We start from the raw sequence: 17,960 nt of genomic DNA on the forward strand, positions 1-17,960 counted from the left end.
ATTTGGCTTAAGGTTTAATCTAATAGCTGGTTTGTACAACTATGAACTTCGTCTGCCCAAAACCGAATCTGTTTAACTGACTTTTGCAAGAGGTCTATTGTCTCGTCTCATAGCAAGGCTTTGTTTTTGAAACTGAGTTCTTTAGCGGTGAAATAATGCTTCTAAATAAACTTGAGCGACACGGCGATCGCTATCTCCATGTTGCAACAAAAATAATGATAGCGCCGCCTTCAAGACTCTATGTGCATCCCAATCGGGATGTTTTTCTAAGTAGTCTTTCAAAGATTCATCCAGTGTTACGGGAATTTCTGTCAAGATGCTAACCGTTGCGTTCATCAGATTTTCCTCTTATGAGGTCAATCAAAAGGGACAAGTCGCTTAACTTGATAGTCACAAGCACACAAAAAACTGAGGCAATCAAGCACTCAGGCAATGCCGTCGCTTTAGTGCCTCCGCTTTTCGCCTGCCTAACAATTTACGCTAATACATCAGGTAATTTTATACAGATGAGCTGAACTGTTAAATAGACTAAAAAGGCAAGTCGCATCGCATCATTCTGCAAAAGTGCAGGTCGGTTTGTCAATGCTGCAAAATGTTAAAAAGCTTGGTATAAAAAATAGATGTTAACGAAGCCATCGGATTTAAGAGTAAGTTTTTGTTACTCTCCTTCATATAAACTCAGTGCTTGTAATTTTTTGCCAAGCTCAATAAGTAATACCTCGTCAGACGTAAGAACCTGTTGCTTTGTCTCACATCTGTGGAAAGCTACTGATATTCCTGTGGAAAACCTGTGGAATTATTGTAGAAAACTCTCGCTAATGATAAGAATTACAAAAGACTGATTTCAAACCTCACGTCTCACAAGGGCTAACTCTGTTTGAGTACTTGATCTAGCAATTTTCTAGCGGGCTGTGCTTTAGCCAATGCTACTTCATGGTCACTATAAGCGCGAACTAAGCGAGTTAGACCGCTTACCCCCGTTTTGAGTTGCTCAAGTTCTTCATTAGCAACTAGTTCTCCATCTAGCATTCGTCCAATTAAAGGCTTGATATCCCCTACTTCTTGCCGAACTTTTTGAAGTTTTTCTACTGTGCTAAGTAAGGTTTTTAGCGAGGTTAAGATGTCGTCAATATCTTGGGCATCCTCTGCTGGTTCAGTTACAGCTTCAATTGTTACTGTCTCTTCAATATCTGTAACTGTAGATAATTCCTGTGCAGTTGTTTCAGCTTTCACCCCGTTTGTCCGTGCCATTTAAGTTTCCTTAAGGAATTTTCCCTAGTCTATCGCTTCTGGAGTAAAACTCGCATCTTATCTCTCATTTGTTAAGTAGGGAAGTAGTTTTTTCCCTAGTTCCCTACACTAATTCACCAAGAAATTACTTTTTAGCCCGAATGGTGATTGAGCAAGTAGTCTCTCCCTCTTGATAGCAATTTTTGATTGCTGCTTTGTTTGATGTAATCACTTGTTTAGATAGCTTCCCCTCTGGCGACTTAGCCCACTCTAGAAGTTGTAAATCAGTAGATGTAACAGCAGAATTCTCTTTGATCACATTAGATGTCACCAAGGAACCAAGTAACGCTCCTACCGCCATAAAACCTCCTAGCATAAAGGTGATTGGATAAAAGCCAAATCTAAACTTACCTACCTGTGGCGGTTCAATTGGTAGCGCTATTGTTTTGGTTTTTATTTGATGCACCTCTTTAGCAAGTGTCTTTTTGATAGCCTCTGCTACTGATATTTCATGCTTTTTGGAGATATCTTCCCATGTCGAGAATGTATTTTTCGTTTTCTCCCCAAGCTCCTCAAGGAAGTCTCCCATTACCGCCATTGTCTCAAAAAGCGGATCGTCCGGGGAGATCCCTAATTTGGTTGTCGCTACTAATGCTTGCATCCTCTGTTCTGCTGTCAGTCCTTGCAAGCCGTCCGTTGTCGCTACCATTTGACAATCCTAAATATTTACTAACATTACAATCATTCAATACAGACTTGTTAAAATTCTCAATCCATCTGTAAATGTAGCTCCGGTAAAGCACATTTATAGATGGATCTCCCCAGACTTGTGAGTATGGTTTCCCCGCCCTTTCTAGTACCTGATAAATATTACGATGTAATGCACCAAGCTCTAGGGATATTCCTCCCCATCTTGACAATCGACGTTGCATTAATTTGTGGTAATCTACAAAACGATCATCAAAATACAAGTTTTTTACAACAACATAATCTGCTTTACTACCACTAAATACAATCAGATTTTCTAAATAATCTAAACAGTACAGCCGATGTGAAATTGGCTGCAAGAATGTTAATCTCCATTTATGTGATTCCAGAATAGAGAATAAATCAGCCTCAACAATGTACTTAAATATCTGTTCTAGATATTGCCCAGGCATATCAATAAAGATGGCATCTAATTCTAAGTCACTGAGATCGTCTAGCATTTTGTCTGTGCCACCATCCAAAAAGTCTAAACTCTCAATCGAGACAAGCGAATAGTGAGATGACAACTTGCCTTGGCTGTCATGATTGAACACTTTTATTCGTCTACTTTGACTACACAACAACTCGATTAATAATTTGGTAATTGTAGACTTGCCTACTCGCGCATCGCCTACAAGCATTATCAACCGCTTAGAACGTGACATCTTTTAACCCTAATACATCTTTGACTGGGTTTATAGAAGTCTTGAAATTCTTCATCCATGCACCAACCCTACCTTTGACCGATATCCTCTCGTCTTGCAATATTCCTTTGGAGAAAGAGAAATTATTTAGGTCTAAATAGTCATAAGCATGGGCTATTAAGTCTGCCATAGATATCTCAGGTAATCCTATGCCTTTTTCTTTAATCTCCTTGATCGATGGTGAGGTGTTGTAACGCTCAAAGCCGTCTGGTTTTCCAAAAAACAAATTTTTCACGATCACATAGTCTACTTGCCCTTTGCAGAAATCGTACAGGTGAAGTAATTGGTTAACCGAATCTCTTGTCCTGCTAATCACCGTTGCCATCGTCACTCGTAAATCAAGATTCTGCTCGGCAACCTCAAAGAAATTCATCTCACAAGCGAATTCTCGAAACATTTTCATCGATTGTGGGGGCAACTCCAGCAGGAACAACGATTTACCCGAAGACTGAATTTCTCCATCTTGATTTTTGACTGGCTCAATTAAATTCTTCAGGTCTTCTAGGAATAGGTCAGCTTCTCCTCTTGTAAATATGTCTAGAGGGAACACAGTACACTCATTCTCGTAGAATCGCTTAATCTGCGGATTAGACATATCCGCATCAAAAGCGACGAAATCTTGATGTGTATCTAAGTAAGCTTGTACCAATCCTCTAGCAAAGGTGGACTTGCCAACACCCCCTTTGTCACCCGTCACAATCACTAGCCTGCGTGAATATTCTTTTGATTCTTTGATCATTTGTTTAATTCATATTCAAAGTCACAACCATATTAAAGTCTTCATCCTAAAAAAACAGCATACAAAAGTATGCTATTAAGCTACATTTCCAGATCTAAGTTTTTCTGTGTCTCTATCTTCGGTACTGGCTCGTTTTGGACTATCTCTTTTGCCTGCTTCTTAGCTTGAAAAGTCACAGCCTGCATCATTCCTGGTTCGCCAAACTTGTTGTTTACCCATGCGATCGCCTGCCGAATATTACACTTCGCCGCTCTCATTACCATCTCTAAAGAAGTTTCACCCTCTATCACACGATCTGATTTTCTCCCTAAATGCCATGCCACTTCGGTTAAAGGTAAGTCTTGTGACTGCTGCCGTAGCTTCTGATTCTCCTGCTTCAATTTCAAATTCTCTTGCTCTAGGTGATTGACCCTGCGTACTAGTTCTTCGTTTTCTTTGGCTACAGCTTTGGCTGTTGCTTCCATCTCTAATGCAGCACGCTTGGCTCTATCTCTATCAGCAGCCTTGGCTTTGGTTTGCAATGTCATGTCTAAGTCTAGACTCACACCCCTTTCTACAATGCTGTAGAAATCCTTGATGTCATTGTGTGTTGCTCTGCTGCCTTTAAGCCCACGCTCTAACCCTAGCTCTTGTGTAGCTTCAAAATACGAGTTCTGAAACTCGTGCATCTTTTTTCTATCGCCAAAGAATTTGTAACATCTCAATTGACCTGACTCATCCAGTGGAACAAAGTAAGCGTGAATGTGTGGGGTTACTTCGTCAAGATGTAGGTCGGCTCGGATGATGCGTGAGCCGTAGTTTTCAATTAGCCATTCGTGTGAGGATTGTAACCAAGCGTTTAACTTATTAGAATCGTATGCTCCTGCATCTATGGGGTTGTCAGGACGAAAATATTCAGGTGAGGCAGTCAGGAGAAACTCAACACAATACACAGCATCTTTGCGAATCTTCCTTGTTTGTGGATGCTCTGTAATTTTGGCAAGCACTAAATCCTCTAGCTTTTGTTGCTTATCTTCTCCAATAAACCTAACATTTTCTTTGGTCGGGTCAGCATTGGGCGTGTCTCTTTCACGAGAAGTATGAGAAGCGCTACCTGCTATGTTAACTCGCTTCAATTTCTTAATTCTAGCGATCGCATAGGGCATATATTAAAAACCTGTAGTAAGTACGGATAATATAATAAACCCCATTTTTTACTTGGTTAAACAAAATAGTTATGTGTTAATTTAGCGCGTAATTACGTTAATTTAACGTAATCTTGTAAGGCTAAATATGTAAGACGTTAATCTTTTTGTACCTCTGTTTGCGTAAATAAACAGTTAATTGCGCTTATTGACTGCTAATTAAACGTATAAAGGATAATATTGATTTAAGCAATAAATAAGTCAATATGGGCGAATCAAAAACCGAGAGAATCTCGATTCAAAAACTATCTGAAAGTCCAGATGGTAAGATGATTACTTATATGAAGTCTCGTCCTTTAAACTTAGATACAGATTTTACTGAGATAGTAATGTCTAGCCTTAGAAGCTACTGGCTACCACTATCTATCTTTTCTCAAGGAGAAACAGGTAGTGGGTTAAAACAAACGGGCATCTGGGCGATCGCTCAATTAGAATCGCAAATAAGCATTATTCGTCAAATCTGTGGTATTGAAAATCCTGGTGCTGCTCACTCTCTAATCATACCGATGGGGCAAGCCCAGTCCCTTCCACAGCAATCACCACAGATAAAGCGTGAAGAATTAGCTATCGAACATAAGACTGCTGAAGATGAGGATGAGACTGATGAGAATAAAGATAAGGATGAAGATGAGGATGATTTTCTGGATTTAGAGTTAACAGAGCAGATGTCGAAAAACTTGAAGAGATTTGGAGGAAGCTAAATTGAGTAAAATAACCAAAAACGAATTACCAAAGCTAGTCATATCATTTGATTTAGGAGGAAGCAAATCAAAAACAATTGCTCAACTTTACCCTGACAGCACTCCGATTCTGATTGCTATGTCGCCAGAGATTGCTGATGTATCTGCCTCTTCCATAGAACACCATTTCGCTGATAAGACTTTATCGCCGAACACTGCATGGGTTGGAGTTAACGGTAAATATTATGTGCTAGGTGATATCGCCAGAAGCGTCTTTATGGGCACAGCTGCCCTCAAAGAATTAAAATATCAACATGCAGTTCCTAAAATGCTAGGAATGTTGTGGTTAGCGATGTGCAAGTTCAATCTGTCTGGAAGTGAGCCTTTCGTTGCTCAACTGCTATTACCTCCTGGCGAATCAAATGATGGGCAATCATTAGGGGCACAGCTACGAGAAGCTCTAAAACAGGGGATAAATACTCCCACTGGTAAGTTAAAACCAAAGCTTCGACATTTTTTTGTCTCGCCGGAAGGTTCTGGCATCATGGATTATAGGGAGCAATCACTCGGTGATTTATACGCTCAAAAAAATGTTGGCATGATCATGCTTGGTTATCGTAATGCCAGTTTTTTACTCTCTGAAAAGGATTATTCGGGAAAGGCAGAATCAACTGAGTTAGGTATGAGTTGGATGGTACAACAGTTTGTAGAGAGGACTGCTGTTGGATTGTCTAAAGATGACTTACGCATTGTTCCAGCACTAGTTGAAGCATCTAAGGGGAATTTTGATGAGTTGCGTGCGCTCTCTCGTAAGTCGAAAGAAGACGCAATCCAGTCTGACTTGAAACTGTTTCGTGAAGTCTTGCCAGTAGTCAAAGACGAGTACTGTCGGGCCTTACTAAGATGGATTCGCAATATTGCCTTACTCGATGAAATCCTCATCTGTGGGGGAACTGCTACCTTTGTCAAAAAAGAACTGACTGAGCACTTTAATAAAGAGAAAATCCCGGTCGTCTGGAATGGTGGTGTAGAAATTCCGTCTAAAATTGATGACCAGGGACTAGGCGATCGCTTGGCTGATGTCTGGACTTCCCACCAGTCTTATCTCAAGATGTTGGACAAGAACTTTTCGTATGAACGCAATCAGCCTTCCGTCATTGTAGTACCCTCGACAGAAGCAAGAAACGATAATGACGCATGGACACGCAAAGGATTCCTAGCAATGAAGGAGGGCGCTTGATGGATACTATAGATAAACTCAATGAGTTCGCCCAAAATCAGGATTTCTCAAGCAAACAAGAATTCTTTGATAGCATCCTTATTGATGCGGGTATTCAACACATTCAGAAAATGACTTATTCAGATGCAGATCGGGTTCTACTAGTCTTGGATGAAAGTGATGCTTCGCCTGAATTTACCAAATCGTTCTTAGCCAGTGCTTCTCTTCAAGGAATGCCGAATGATGTAATTGCCTATATATTAAGTAGTGACACTGATGGTGATGGGCGATCTCTGTCTCAGGAAATATTTACTGACTACACTAGTCCATTCGAGGCAGACTCCTCACCAAGCAGACAAATAGTACAACAACGTCAACAACAATTTGATTTAGAACTTTAATTACATACTTTTGTATGTTTTTTTTGATTTGGTCTGCGAGTTAATCTGTGTATGTCCTCTTGTACAACAACAGGTAGACCGTGGACAAATTCTCTATTCCAACATTAGATAATGCAGATTTACCTACGCCTGAACTGCGAAAACAACGTCTTGAGGCTTTTTTGTGTCAGAAAGCCGAAGCGGGTCAGGATACAACGCAGTGTATTAGTGCCTTGTTTTATCTCCAGTACACCACAATTCTCCAAGAGCGACATAAAGCTCTAATTGAGCAATCGAAGGCGGCACACAAATTATCTATGCAGCAAGCAAATGAGCAATCTGCTTTTAGCTCTCTGCAAAGAGTCTGCATTACCGCCTTCGCTATCTTGGGTCTGACAATCTTTACAGGTAGTACTTTAAAGTGGAGTTTATCGTCTGCTAACTTACCACCTGTGACCGAGCATCAAAAGTAGTTAAGAAAACAAATTAGTTACTTGGATTAAGGTACTTGTTTCGATAGTTCCCTTTTGACAACTTCTTGGACTTACCAGCAGTCCATTGCCACATAGGAGTAACTGGACTTGCATCGACAAAAGAATCCTGCCATTGATGATTGAGAGTATACTTTGCAATCACGTTTGCTAGCATTCGTAAGCATCTTACGGGCTGGCTTTTGACTTGTTCCTCTGCAAAGCGCAGTACTATCCAATTCGCCTCGACAAAACATTTATTCCTATAGTCGTCCATCCCCACGGCATGGGTTGCTTCTTTCGTAGTAAAACTAAAGGGTTCGTCTATTTCCAGATCAATATGTAATCCTGTTGTTGGCTCAATTATCAAGAAGTCGGCACTGTAAGGGCGCTCATGCCCTGGTGGTAATAACTCTATTTGAGGGTAGACGCATGAACCAAAGTGAAACTTCAATAAAGCACCAAATTCAACTTCGCTTGCACCCAACTTCGGATTTTCATTTGATTTGGATGGGCGCACTTTGGGAAGAAAAACTTTATCTATGATGGCATCAGGAATAAATAATAACGGAAAAAAAGGTTTTGGCATACTTTTAGCTATTTTGTTTAAGTTTAATTGCTTAGTGTAGTCTAACTTTTACTTATGGAAATTATCGACCAGGTATTCAGCTTGAGAGAAGCAAACAATCCTCTAATTGCTTTAGAGTCTCCCCTTCAAGAAAGACGAAGGCTGTTAACTAGTATCGCCCAAGAGTGCTTGAACAGAGAGATGAATTGCTATCTCTGGGCGATGGAAGATGATTGCTTATTCTCTCTATCTAACTCAGGCGATCGCTTGCAATTATCTCAATCATTCCACTATCAAGCACTGTTGCCCAAAACTAACACAGAACATTATTTTGAGATTCTCCGCTTTTGGAAACAGACTGAGTTAAAAGGTATCCTGATTATAGAAGGGATTTTCCCCTGGATTAATGAACCAAACCCTGACCCTGATTTCTTCCTCACTTCATCATGGATAAAATCAGCGCTGATTAACCTCAAACTTAACAACTTCAACTTAGATAAAACAGCTATCCTGCTTGGGGCAAATGCTACGCTCACTCCCGACATTGCGCCGGAGATTCCAGTCATAGTTCAAGGCTTTCCCCAAGAATGGGAAATTTATACACATATAGCAAAATCTCTATGCAATTTCGACGCTAAGGAATCTGAACTAGAAGAATTGACTAATGCTTGTTCTGGGATGTATCTAGCTGATGTCGAAGCCGCTTTTGCCTTATGTTCTGGGTTATGTCTTGTTGAGCAGATACTTCCGAAAATCCTTGAATACAAAACTTCTCTGTTTAAGCGCACTTATAGTATTGACTTTCTACCACCACCCAACGTTGAAATTGGTGGACTGGAGTTGATGCAGTCTGCATTCAAAAGATATAAGCGATTGACCACACCACTTGCTAAAGCTTACAACTTGAGATTGCCTAAAGGTGTTTTATTAGTTGGGCCGCCGGGAACTGGTAAAACTCACTCCGCTAAAGCCTGTTCTCAACAGTTGGGTGTACCATTAATCATTCTAGAGTGGGGAAGCTTTCGTAGTTTTGGTAATCAAGCCGAACACAAGTTGAAAAAGCTGTTGGCTCGCGCTGACCGAATCAATGATGTAATTCTTTATCTCGACGACTTTGACAAAGGTTTTGCTGGTGACGATGACCTATCTAAAAGATTGGCAGGGATATTGTTAACTTGGATGCAAGAGCGCACTAGTGATGTAGTAGTTATTGCCTCTGCTAACCGTTTAGAATGGTTGCCGCCGGAACTGACTCGATGTGGACGCTTTGATGACATATTTAAAGTTGATTTGCCTAATAACGGTGAAAGGCATCTGATTTTCAAAATTCACCTTTCCCGGTTTGACAAACGTTTTAAAGATGGCGACTCATTCACTCATGAGGAATGGAGTCGCCTTCTTAAAGAAACTTATCGTTGTGTTGGTGCAGAAATTCAAACAATTGTCGAACGAGCAGCAGCCTCAACTTTCTGTCAAATGTTTCCCACAGATAAGCCAATTTCATCGGTTGCATCTGTGCCTCTAGAGATTACGCTTTCTTCTCTACTAAAAGCGCGAGAGAGCATAAATCCTCTGGCTATTAGAGAAGCGGACAAGGTAGAAGCCATGCGAAATAAAGCAACTGTTCAGGGGCTACCTTCAAGCTCTGATGATTCCTCTATCTATAGTCTGGGCAACATCAATATGTTTGACTAAATATGCTTACTGCAAATCGAACTACAAAACCAAATTCTTATACTGCCAAATTCAAGTTACTGAGACTATCGGCATTACTATCTGGAGGCGCAATTATTCTGTTTACCTTAACAGGAGCCTACTTCCAGTCACGCCCTCTACTTCTTCCGATCACGCACAAGTTTACACACAATAATCATACTTTCTATCTTGAAGTTGCTGCTACTTCTGATCAACTTGCTAAAGGACTTAAATACCGCACTCAATTACCAAGCGAGCGCGGGATGCTATTTAAATTAGGACGAACATTTACTAAAGTTCGCTTTTGGATGCATAAAGTTAAAGTTCCATTGGATATTATTTATCTTCACAATGGAGTTATCAAAACTGTTGTCACAAATGCTCCACCATGTTCTCAGTATCCCTGCCCTTTTTACTACGGGGCGATCGCTGATCAAGTCTTGGAACTGAAGGCTGGTACTGCTTTAAAGATTAATCTCAAAGAAGGAGACAAGATTCTGATTAAACCTCTTGATCAATAATTATTCACCTCATCAGTACCCTTGATTGGTATATCAAAAAGCAGTAGTAATTATGTTATAAAATCTAAATACAAAGAGTACAAGAAAATCTCTTCTATGCGTCTTTTAATAGTGGAAGATGAAGCAATCGTCAGGATGGGCTTGGTAGCAGCTCTGTCTACAGATACTCGAATAGAAGTCTGTGGTACATCCGCATCTGGATTAGAGGCCATAGAAATGATTAAAGTCCTCAATCCCGACGTCATTTTGCTAGATTTATCTCTCTCAGGAATTACAGGACTAGGAGTTTTAAAAAAAATTAAGCAAGAAATTAAAGCCAGTACAAATCAAGTTATTGTCTTTGCAACCCACGCATCAGAGATTGTTGCCTCTTTAGCTCTAGACTCTGGTGCTAACTCCTATCTGCTCAAGCGAAATGAACCATCCATAATTATCGAAGCAATTATCCAAACTTACGAGCTTGGGAGGTGGATTGACCCGAAGTTGAATAAGACCGTATTTCAGAATCTCCCTTGCAAGCGCAGGAATCTAACCAAAACAAAAGGGAAAATCTTTGGAAATGTCTTGACTCCTGCTGAACAAATCGCCTTAAATCTTGTTGCCTGCGGTTTATCAAATGTACAAATCGCCCTCACCTTATATATTGATAAAACCACAGTTAAAAGCCGACTGCACACGCTTTTCCAAAAGCTGCAAGTTACATCACGCGCACAGGCTATTGCTCAAGGGCTAGCTTTTGGATATATTACCTCAATAGATTTCGCTGCTGTTGAACCCGATCCAAAAGACACTCGTTCGCTCAATGAGCCTTCTAAGCAATCTCGTACTAAACTTTCAAAAACTACTTCTTCTGAGCAAGTCAATTTTTGGAATAAACTAGCTTGAAACCTATTTGAAATTTATGCCTCACAAGAAACATATCGCTTTTTCTCTAGCTGCCAGCTTACTCATCGCATCCTGTCAATCACCCAGTGCTGATGCCCAATCTCAAGATCCACCCGACTTATACAAAGTCAGCTGGAAAGTGTGTGATTTTGCTGAGATAGTCAACCTTCAGGTTGTCAAAGCTGAGTGTAAAGACTCGTCTATGCTCTTGTGGGGCCCGATTAGCGAATCTAAGTTTGAGAAGTCCCGCACTCACATCGGCGGCATTAACTACCACTTATTCATCAAGTCCAAAGGCTGTTTAATGACAGGAGTTCCCAAAGCCGAAGATTTTTACAACATGGGTCGTTTCTATGTTGGGCCCATAGACAAAGAAAATAGCCTGTCTCCTCCAACAGCAACCGTGAAATTTGAAAAGCTCTCAAAAAAACAGACTCAACAAGAAATCAAAAAAGTAACTGCCTACCTTGAAGGACGCGCACAATTACCTCAGATGATTGTTGATTCAAGTGATTGCAATAGCTTAGCCGAGTGGGAAAAGAAGCCGTACCACTAGTTTGCCGACCCAAGCTCTTTGATCTGGGGAGCCAGGGGGGAAATAACTGATTGTTTATCAACTCTTTCCTCCCAGCCTCTCCGGCTTCCCCTGCTTCAAGATCCCTTCTTTTCGGTGATATTCTACCTTGCCTTATTTCAAACCTTTGATAGTCACTACTAATGAATTTTGTCTTACCTCCTTGCCAACAGACATCTCAATTTCTCTGGTCAATAGTTTGCACAAATTGGACAAATGCAATCATGAGGATTGGAATCGTCTAACTACTTTCCTAGCTGTTCAAAGCAATCAGCATCTCCTTAGCCAAGAAGATCTGGGTATCAGGAAATTAAGAATAGAACGTAAGTTTTCTATTCCTCAATTGTTTGGTTAAACTTACACACCAAATGCTTCTGCAACCACTCTAAAAGGAGGTGTCTTTATCGAAAGGTAGACTGTCATCATCCTCAAAGTTCCGCAAGTCTATTTCCATCTGCTTGCGGCGTTGCACATAAGTTCTGCTGGAAGCCATTCTCTCTTTCATCTCTTCCTCACCAAAGTTGATACCTTGTTCTGCATATTGGGCAGATACCCGATTGTAGTTATCTACATCAATTTTCTTGCGGCGCTCCATCTCTTCTAGCCATTTTAAGCTAGTGCCTCTTTTTATGGCGGCTTCCACGTATTCGGGTTTTAGAGATCCATCTGGATTGAACTGCTGTTTTTCTTCTGCCGTAAAGAAATCATAGGCTGTGTAGATTGGCCACGGTTCTGGTTCAGTTTCGTCTAAGTGTTTTAGATGGTCGTATTCTTCTTGCATTCTCAGAACATAGTCATCGATTGCTGCATGACTTATTCCTCTATGCAACATTTTTTCCCTGGCTTCGTTTTTCAGGGTTCCATCTAAATCAAATTTTCCTTTGTTCGCATTAAACCAACGCTTAATTCTTGACATATAAAACCTCATTTTTATTGGTTAATTTAAGAAAAACTAGAATTATGGCACTAACCTTCAAACACTTTGACACTAGACTCAATCAATGGATTCATGCAGATAATGATCCGACAAATCCCAACTCAATTTTAACTGAAAAACTAGATAATACGTTACTAGAATCTTTCTTCCCAAACCAAGAATTCTCTTTTGGACATATTGATGAACACAGCACACCATTAGATTTAAAAAATCATCCAGAAGGTCATAGTCTTTTGTTATCGTCAAAAACACGACTCCTATATGGCCCGTCAGAATGTCTAGAGGTAATTGAAAAACTCTGTCCAGACAGAAAAGACCGTGGTGCTTACGGTTCCATTTTTCTGGGTGATTGTAAAAACGCAATTAATGAACAACTAAATATTCTGATGGTAGATGATAACACAGGTGAAAATGGTGGATTACTAAACAAGGAAGATGCTTGGAAATTGGTAGGTGATTGTTATGGGCAGATTTCAACTGAACTCTACGACCAACTCACCAACAGAGAAGAACAACAAGACAAAAGTTATCGAGTTATACAGCATCGTTTTGGCTGGCAAGAAACTGACGGTGAGGACACTAAATACCGTTTCGGTAAAGGAACACTACGTCCACACAAGCTAGATAAAATAATCTATGCAGATCCCAGTAACAAGCCCAAAATAGACCTGATCCTTCCTATAAGTAGCTTCAAAGGGACAGACAAAGATAATCCTGATGGCCCAACTAAACCTCAAATCGAGCCGGGGCTATACAAACAAACGATCTGGCTAGCTGAAAAGTCGCAATCTCAGCGAGGTCAGACAGCTATTTCTCAACTACTAGCATCTTTCCCTCAAGGCATTAAAGACTTTGCAGAAGAATTAGAAAACCAAGCTCAAAAACTAGCCTCTATTCAAGATGACCCTCGCAAAGTAGCGCAATTTTACTGTGAGCAATACGAAAAGCGCAAGGAATTAGATGAGCAAAAGAAAGCTGATACAGAGCAAGGACTTCCTACTCCAAAAATCTCAGAAATTTCAGCAGGAACTTCTGCTACCGACTCTCAGGTAGACGAGGATTTAAACACAGATGATTTAAGCCAGGACTCTCAAAAAGATGACCTGTTAATGTACAAGCTTATTAAAGCTGATTTACTTGGTCATCATCAGGTTTTAGAAACGGAGAAAGTCAAGCAAGAACTAAGTCGATTTGTACAAAGTGAGTGGAGAGATATTGCACTCGGCAAAACCCTCACCTTTGACCGGGGAATGATTATTCCATCCAAGGAGTTGAAAAATGGTGAAATCTGTGTTCCTTGGTTGGATGAAGGAGAAAAAATCCTCAACTTTCGCTCTCCCTTCCTCAATTCTAATGGTCTATGCATCTCCACAAACAAACACGTTGAAGACCGTCTGGGGCCAGATGACCAAAACCTCAAGGGTATTATCGTAGTCAATGATGAAGACCACAAACGCTTGCTTGCAAGACTTGAACCAAATGTTGTCGCACCAGCCGAGACAGAATCCGAACGCCAAGCACGAGATTTCGATGGTGACTGTATCGGCGTGGCACTCGCAAGTAAGTATCCAAATTTCACAGCCGAAGCTGAATACAGAAACCAACCCGAAAACGCCTATGCCCCTACAGTTAAGCTGAAAAAGCAGTCGTTTTACAGCGTAGATGGAACCCAACCCGCCTTTGAAGAAATCGCTATTCACATGAGCGATCGCATCAGCGTGGGAGTTATTAATAATCATGTAACAGCCTTGGAGGCGTTAGAATCGGAAATCGAAATTTTAAAAACTTATGGAACGCTTAAGCAGCAGTCAAATTATCTAGACCAAGTATCAACTCATTACCAAACGCTCTTTGAGCAAGAAAATTCTGAGCGCCCCAAGCTGATTAGAGAAGAATATAAACCCTATATGAAGGAGTTTGTTGCTCTGGTTCAAACACCAAATAAAACTCCAGAAATCATTCATCAGGCAATGAATGTCAACCGCCAGATGTATCGACTCATGATTGAAGAGGGGTGTTACCAAAACCAAATTGCTGTTGACTTATTTAAAAGCGCCAAAACTCCTGAGATGGACTTAATTAAGGAGAACAAGCGCTATCTACACAGAGATATCAACTATATTAAAGACAAGAAATTAAGGACAGCCTATTTAAACGAAGGGATTACCCCCACAGGCTATTCTCCTGTTGAATTATTAATTAACCAAACTAATAAATATTTTCAGCAATCACAACTGGAATCCCGCCCTATTGTCCAGTTTCAAGACTTGTTCAATGGAGTCGAGTTTACACCACAGCAAAGATTTAGTGCGATAAGAGCCAAACACGAATTTGATACAAAATTTAACGAAGCTGTTCGTTTAGAGCGACGACGCGAGACGGAGAAAGGCCCTTATGCGATCATTGAAACCCCACAAGGGGCGCAACTCGAAATCACAAACCTCACTCGCTACGGGCATCCGGGTATTTGGCAAGCCCAGACGCTCAACATCCGTTTAGATGAAATCCCCCAAAAATGGAGGAGTAGCGCAAATCCCCATAGACTACTAGCAGTCGCACAGATTGATGGTGAAATCGGGGAGGATGGAAAACCCGCGTACCGTCATTTGGGGACTGTTAGCCAACAATCCGTAAGTGATCACAACCTAAAGCCTGGAATGTCCACACAGACAGCAACCTTAGTAGAACTCAAGCCAGAACTAACCAGAGGACAGACCAAATTGATGTTCCAAAAAGCTTACCAATCAGCTGAAGCATTCCGGGCTTCTATTCCAGAATCACAAATACTTCAAGCTGCCGCTGCCGCCTGGAACATTTCTGCATCGCGCCAGGATGAACTCGAAGTTGCTCGAAAAGAAAATATAGATCCGACTGCGATCGCCAAAAAAGTCTCTAATTTCGCCTTCGCTGCTTTCCCCAACGAAATTGTGTCCCGCCTAGACCAACTGCAATTCACTGATATAAAACTAGTCACCCTCAATAATCAAGCAAATCAATTTCTAGGCAGACAATGGAACCCAGATGAAAAACACCCCATAGAAATCAGGGCTAGCCACCACCCACCAGGGCATGAACGCCATGTTTCCAGACTAATGTTTGTCCAGGACAGCGACGGTGAATATAAGGAATTCGCCATGCTCGAAACCAGAACTGGGATGTTGCCTATTGGCACGAAGGCACAAGCAAGTATGGTTGGTATAGAACCCGCTACCGCTAAGGCCATTATTGGCTTGCCTGGGAAGGAACCAATTGAGATTACCATCCGCGAACTCAAGAACTTCTCATACGCTGGACAAGTTTTTAACTGCGAACCTGTCAATTTAGAGTTTGGGACTGAGAAGGTTCCTGACAAAACCGTCAAAATCAAACTTGATGGCAAAACTTTAGGTGAGTTAGACAGTGATTCTGTCGAGCAGCTGAAAAGTTTTAATTACCTCAAAAATGGTAATCCCTTGAAGTTAAAACTTACTTCAATCTCCGATACTGGAGATCAAGCCTTTGTGCTGGGCGAATCTCTCAACGGAAATTTACTCAAAATTAATAAAATTAACTTTTATGATTTTAAAGGTCAGACATTCAATGACCCTCATTATCAACAAATAACTATTGCTATGCCACCTTCAAAAACCAGAGAAGCTGTATTTTTAAATGGTGAGCCACTCGGTGTGTTGCACTTCAAAAAGGACAAAGACGCACTTCGGCAATTGGGACTACTTAAAAACGGTGAACTTACACCAGCACCCGCTATTCTTCAAAGTAATTTTTCTGTTATTTGCGCCCAAATCGACCCCTCCACCGTTGAATATCCTCAAAACTGGACTAAGGAGTTTCAAGCTTTTGGTCAATCGGAAATCGACCCCCTTCAACAGTTCATGATCGATAGTAATGCGCCGATACTCCAAAAAATTAAGGAGCGTCCAACTATACTTGTTGCCACACCTGAACACAAAGCACAAGGACTTATGGGCTTGGCGGTTGACAATCACAAAGTCGAGACGGTAAGCAAATGGCTAACTCTTCAATATGTTGAATTCTCTCAAGTTCCACCCGAAGATGTGATTAAGGAAACCCAAAAAGGATTAGCGGTGTTTAACTTAGTCAGCAGTTCCATCCCTCCCAAAACTTTGGAGAACATGACTAAAAAATTTGGTGCTGTGATTGAGTCTACTAGTGAGTATCAACAACTCGTTTACTCTCTTGCCACACGACCTCAACATCTCAAACCTCCTGAACAACCAGCATTGCTCTCACCTAGTAGTTCACCAACCCAATTTTGCCGTGTAGACGGAGCGGGGGGAGCAGGGGGAGCAGAGGGAGCAGGGGGAGAAGAATTAATGAACAATAACTCTCTTTCCTCCCCAGCCTCCCCAGCCTCCCCAGCTCCCCCTGCTTGCCACCATGCAAAGTTTCCTTGGCAAACTACTAGACCTGGCACTCAAACCACACCTATTGTTGCTGACCAACCTGTGACTTCACTACTCCCGACTACTCCTACCACACCCCCAATTACTAATAGTGTAAAAACCGAACCAAAAGGTGTGACAAACCGCCCAGTAGTTAGTATTGATGATTTGAGGGATTGGTACAACACTGCTGACAAGTTAGGCAAGTCAGAGGAGTACAAGCAACGCATTGTGGAGGTGACCAATGGGTTTAAAACAGGTCAACAATTATCAGATAAGGCATTGACGGCAATGAACCAAGATACACAAGAGTACCGCTCTATTAGCAGACTTACCCAAATCGCTCAGAGAGTTGGCATGGTTTTAGGTGAACCTGGGCAAGATGGTTTCACCAAAGTTCAAGGTCAAGTTTATGATATCTCTTTTAATACTGAGCAAAAAGACTTGGCGATCGCTCACAAAAATGGAAATGTAGTTCTCGATATTCAATCAGGTAAGCTAAAAACTAATCAAGTTTCGCCTGAAGTATTGCAATTGTTTGAAAAAACTAATACCAAAATTGAGCAAGTTTTAGCTCAAACTAAAAAACAAGGCATAGAAATTTAAGCATTCTTCATCAACTATCAATCATTAAAGAAGGGAACAGGGAACTCTTAACGGGCAACAGGCAACGCTAGTGTTTCAAGTGAGGATTTATACCCCATTTGAAACTTGCTACTTATAGAAGTAGGGGTCTCTAACTCCCGGAGGGAACAGGAAATAGGAAAAACTGTTAAGAGTTCCCTTGATATCTGGTTGCCCGATGGTACGGTCAAATCTTTGTCAATTGCGGGAGCGGCGAAGTTACAAGGATTTCCCGATTGGTACGAGTTCCCCCAAGAGGCAGCAACGGCGGGGTCAATTATCGGCTATTCTGTACCTCCTAGCTTTGGGAGGGTAATGAGCGCTGCACTGGCTGCGGGTACTAAAACCGAATAATAGTTTCCGGATTTTTGGATGTTTTCAAAGGAGCCAGGTGTCCACG

General features: G+C 41.2%; 18 protein-coding genes. 10 read left to right on the forward strand and 8 right to left on the reverse strand.

Going from position 1 to position 17,960, the window contains the following annotated elements:
- Positions 1-141: 141 nt before the first annotated feature.
- The 6 genes from HCR01_RS34240 to mobV all read right to left on the reverse strand — a co-directional run bounded on the left by HCR01_RS34240 (position 142) and on the right by mobV (position 4,565).
- A complete protein-coding gene (locus tag HCR01_RS34240; RefSeq protein ID WP_193200389.1) occupies positions 142-336 on the reverse strand; it encodes a DUF2811 domain-containing protein in 195 nt (64 codons plus the stop codon).
- A gap of 531 nt (positions 337-867) precedes the next feature.
- Positions 868-1,251, reverse strand: coding sequence for a hypothetical protein (locus HCR01_RS34245; RefSeq protein ID WP_193200390.1), 384 nt, complete (start codon positions 1,249-1,251; stop codon positions 868-870).
- A gap of 124 nt (positions 1,252-1,375) precedes the next feature.
- Positions 1,376-1,891, reverse strand: a complete 516-nt coding sequence (locus tag HCR01_RS34250; RefSeq protein WP_193200391.1) for a DUF6753 family protein — start codon at positions 1,889-1,891, stop codon at positions 1,376-1,378.
- The gene (locus HCR01_RS34255; RefSeq protein WP_193200392.1) at positions 1,833-2,642 is read right to left on the reverse strand and encodes a hypothetical protein; all 810 of its coding nucleotides are present in this window, start codon (positions 2,640-2,642) and stop codon (positions 1,833-1,835) included. The genes HCR01_RS34250 and HCR01_RS34255 overlap by 59 nt, the downstream gene beginning before the upstream one ends.
- Complete coding sequence (locus HCR01_RS34260; protein ID WP_193200393.1) at positions 2,629-3,420, reverse strand: chromosome partitioning protein ParA; 792 nt, start codon at positions 3,418-3,420, stop codon at positions 2,629-2,631. The genes HCR01_RS34255 and HCR01_RS34260 overlap by 14 nt, the downstream gene beginning before the upstream one ends.
- A gap of 80 nt (positions 3,421-3,500) precedes the next feature.
- Complete coding sequence (gene mobV / locus HCR01_RS34265; protein ID WP_193200394.1) at positions 3,501-4,565, reverse strand: MobV family relaxase; 1,065 nt, start codon at positions 4,563-4,565, stop codon at positions 3,501-3,503.
- A 245-nt stretch (positions 4,566-4,810) separates the two neighbouring features.
- Between mobV and HCR01_RS34270 the strand changes: the two genes are divergently transcribed.
- The 4 genes from HCR01_RS34270 to HCR01_RS34285 all read left to right on the forward strand — a co-directional run bounded on the left by HCR01_RS34270 (position 4,811) and on the right by HCR01_RS34285 (position 7,356).
- Positions 4,811-5,305 (forward strand): hypothetical protein, encoded by a 495-nt coding sequence (locus HCR01_RS34270; RefSeq protein WP_193200395.1) that lies wholly within the window; start codon positions 4,811-4,813, stop codon positions 5,303-5,305.
- Between the two features lies 1 nt (position 5,306).
- Positions 5,307-6,524, forward strand: a complete 1,218-nt coding sequence (locus HCR01_RS34275) for a ParM/StbA family protein (protein ID WP_193200396.1) — start codon at positions 5,307-5,309, stop codon at positions 6,522-6,524.
- Positions 6,524-6,904: a hypothetical protein gene (locus HCR01_RS34280; RefSeq protein WP_193200397.1), complete on the forward strand. Its 381-nt coding sequence runs from the start codon at positions 6,524-6,526 to the stop codon at positions 6,902-6,904. The genes HCR01_RS34275 and HCR01_RS34280 overlap by 1 nt, the downstream gene beginning before the upstream one ends.
- An 80-nt stretch (positions 6,905-6,984) precedes the next feature.
- Positions 6,985-7,356, forward strand: a complete 372-nt coding sequence (locus HCR01_RS34285; protein WP_193200398.1) for a hypothetical protein — start codon at positions 6,985-6,987, stop codon at positions 7,354-7,356.
- A gap of 13 nt (positions 7,357-7,369) precedes the next feature.
- Here HCR01_RS34285 and HCR01_RS34290 read toward each other — a convergent pair whose 3' ends face one another.
- A complete protein-coding gene (locus HCR01_RS34290; protein ID WP_193200399.1) occupies positions 7,370-7,942 on the reverse strand; it encodes a hypothetical protein in 573 nt (190 codons plus the stop codon).
- 54 nt (positions 7,943-7,996) lie between these two features.
- Between HCR01_RS34290 and HCR01_RS34295 the strand changes: the two genes are divergently transcribed.
- From HCR01_RS34295 to HCR01_RS34310, 4 genes are all read left to right on the forward strand, one after another.
- On the forward strand, positions 7,997-9,616 hold the full coding sequence (locus HCR01_RS34295; RefSeq protein ID WP_193200400.1) for an ATP-binding protein: 1,620 nt from the start codon (positions 7,997-7,999) through the stop codon (positions 9,614-9,616).
- Positions 9,617-9,618: 2 nt separating this feature from the next.
- The gene (locus HCR01_RS34300) at positions 9,619-10,137 is read left to right on the forward strand and encodes a DUF192 domain-containing protein (protein ID WP_193200401.1); all 519 of its coding nucleotides are present in this window, start codon (positions 9,619-9,621) and stop codon (positions 10,135-10,137) included.
- 96 nt (positions 10,138-10,233) lie between these two features.
- Entirely contained in the window at positions 10,234-11,022 is a 789-nt protein-coding gene (locus HCR01_RS34305; RefSeq protein ID WP_193200402.1) for a response regulator, read from the forward strand.
- A 16-nt stretch (positions 11,023-11,038) separates the two neighbouring features.
- On the forward strand, positions 11,039-11,578 hold the full coding sequence (locus HCR01_RS34310) for a hypothetical protein (RefSeq protein WP_193200403.1): 540 nt from the start codon (positions 11,039-11,041) through the stop codon (positions 11,576-11,578).
- 403 nt (positions 11,579-11,981) lie between these two features.
- Here the strand turns inward: HCR01_RS34310 and HCR01_RS34315 are convergent, their stop codons facing one another.
- Positions 11,982-12,512, reverse strand: coding sequence for a hypothetical protein (locus HCR01_RS34315; RefSeq protein WP_193200404.1), 531 nt, complete (start codon positions 12,510-12,512; stop codon positions 11,982-11,984).
- A gap of 44 nt (positions 12,513-12,556) precedes the next feature.
- On the opposite strand from HCR01_RS34315, the gene HCR01_RS34320 reads away from it, so the two are divergent.
- Complete coding sequence (locus HCR01_RS34320) at positions 12,557-17,542, forward strand: hypothetical protein (RefSeq protein ID WP_226889931.1); 4,986 nt, start codon at positions 12,557-12,559, stop codon at positions 17,540-17,542.
- A gap of 105 nt (positions 17,543-17,647) precedes the next feature.
- The gene (locus tag HCR01_RS34325) at positions 17,648-17,914 is read left to right on the forward strand and encodes a DNA cytosine methyltransferase (RefSeq protein ID WP_226889933.1); all 267 of its coding nucleotides are present in this window, start codon (positions 17,648-17,650) and stop codon (positions 17,912-17,914) included.
- Positions 17,915-17,960: the final 46 nt, after the last annotated feature.

Origin of the sequence: Nostoc sp. MG11, from assembly GCF_014904695.1 — a bacterium.
In the GTDB taxonomy this organism is placed as follows: domain Bacteria; phylum Cyanobacteriota; class Cyanobacteriia; order Cyanobacteriales; family Nostocaceae; genus Komarekiella.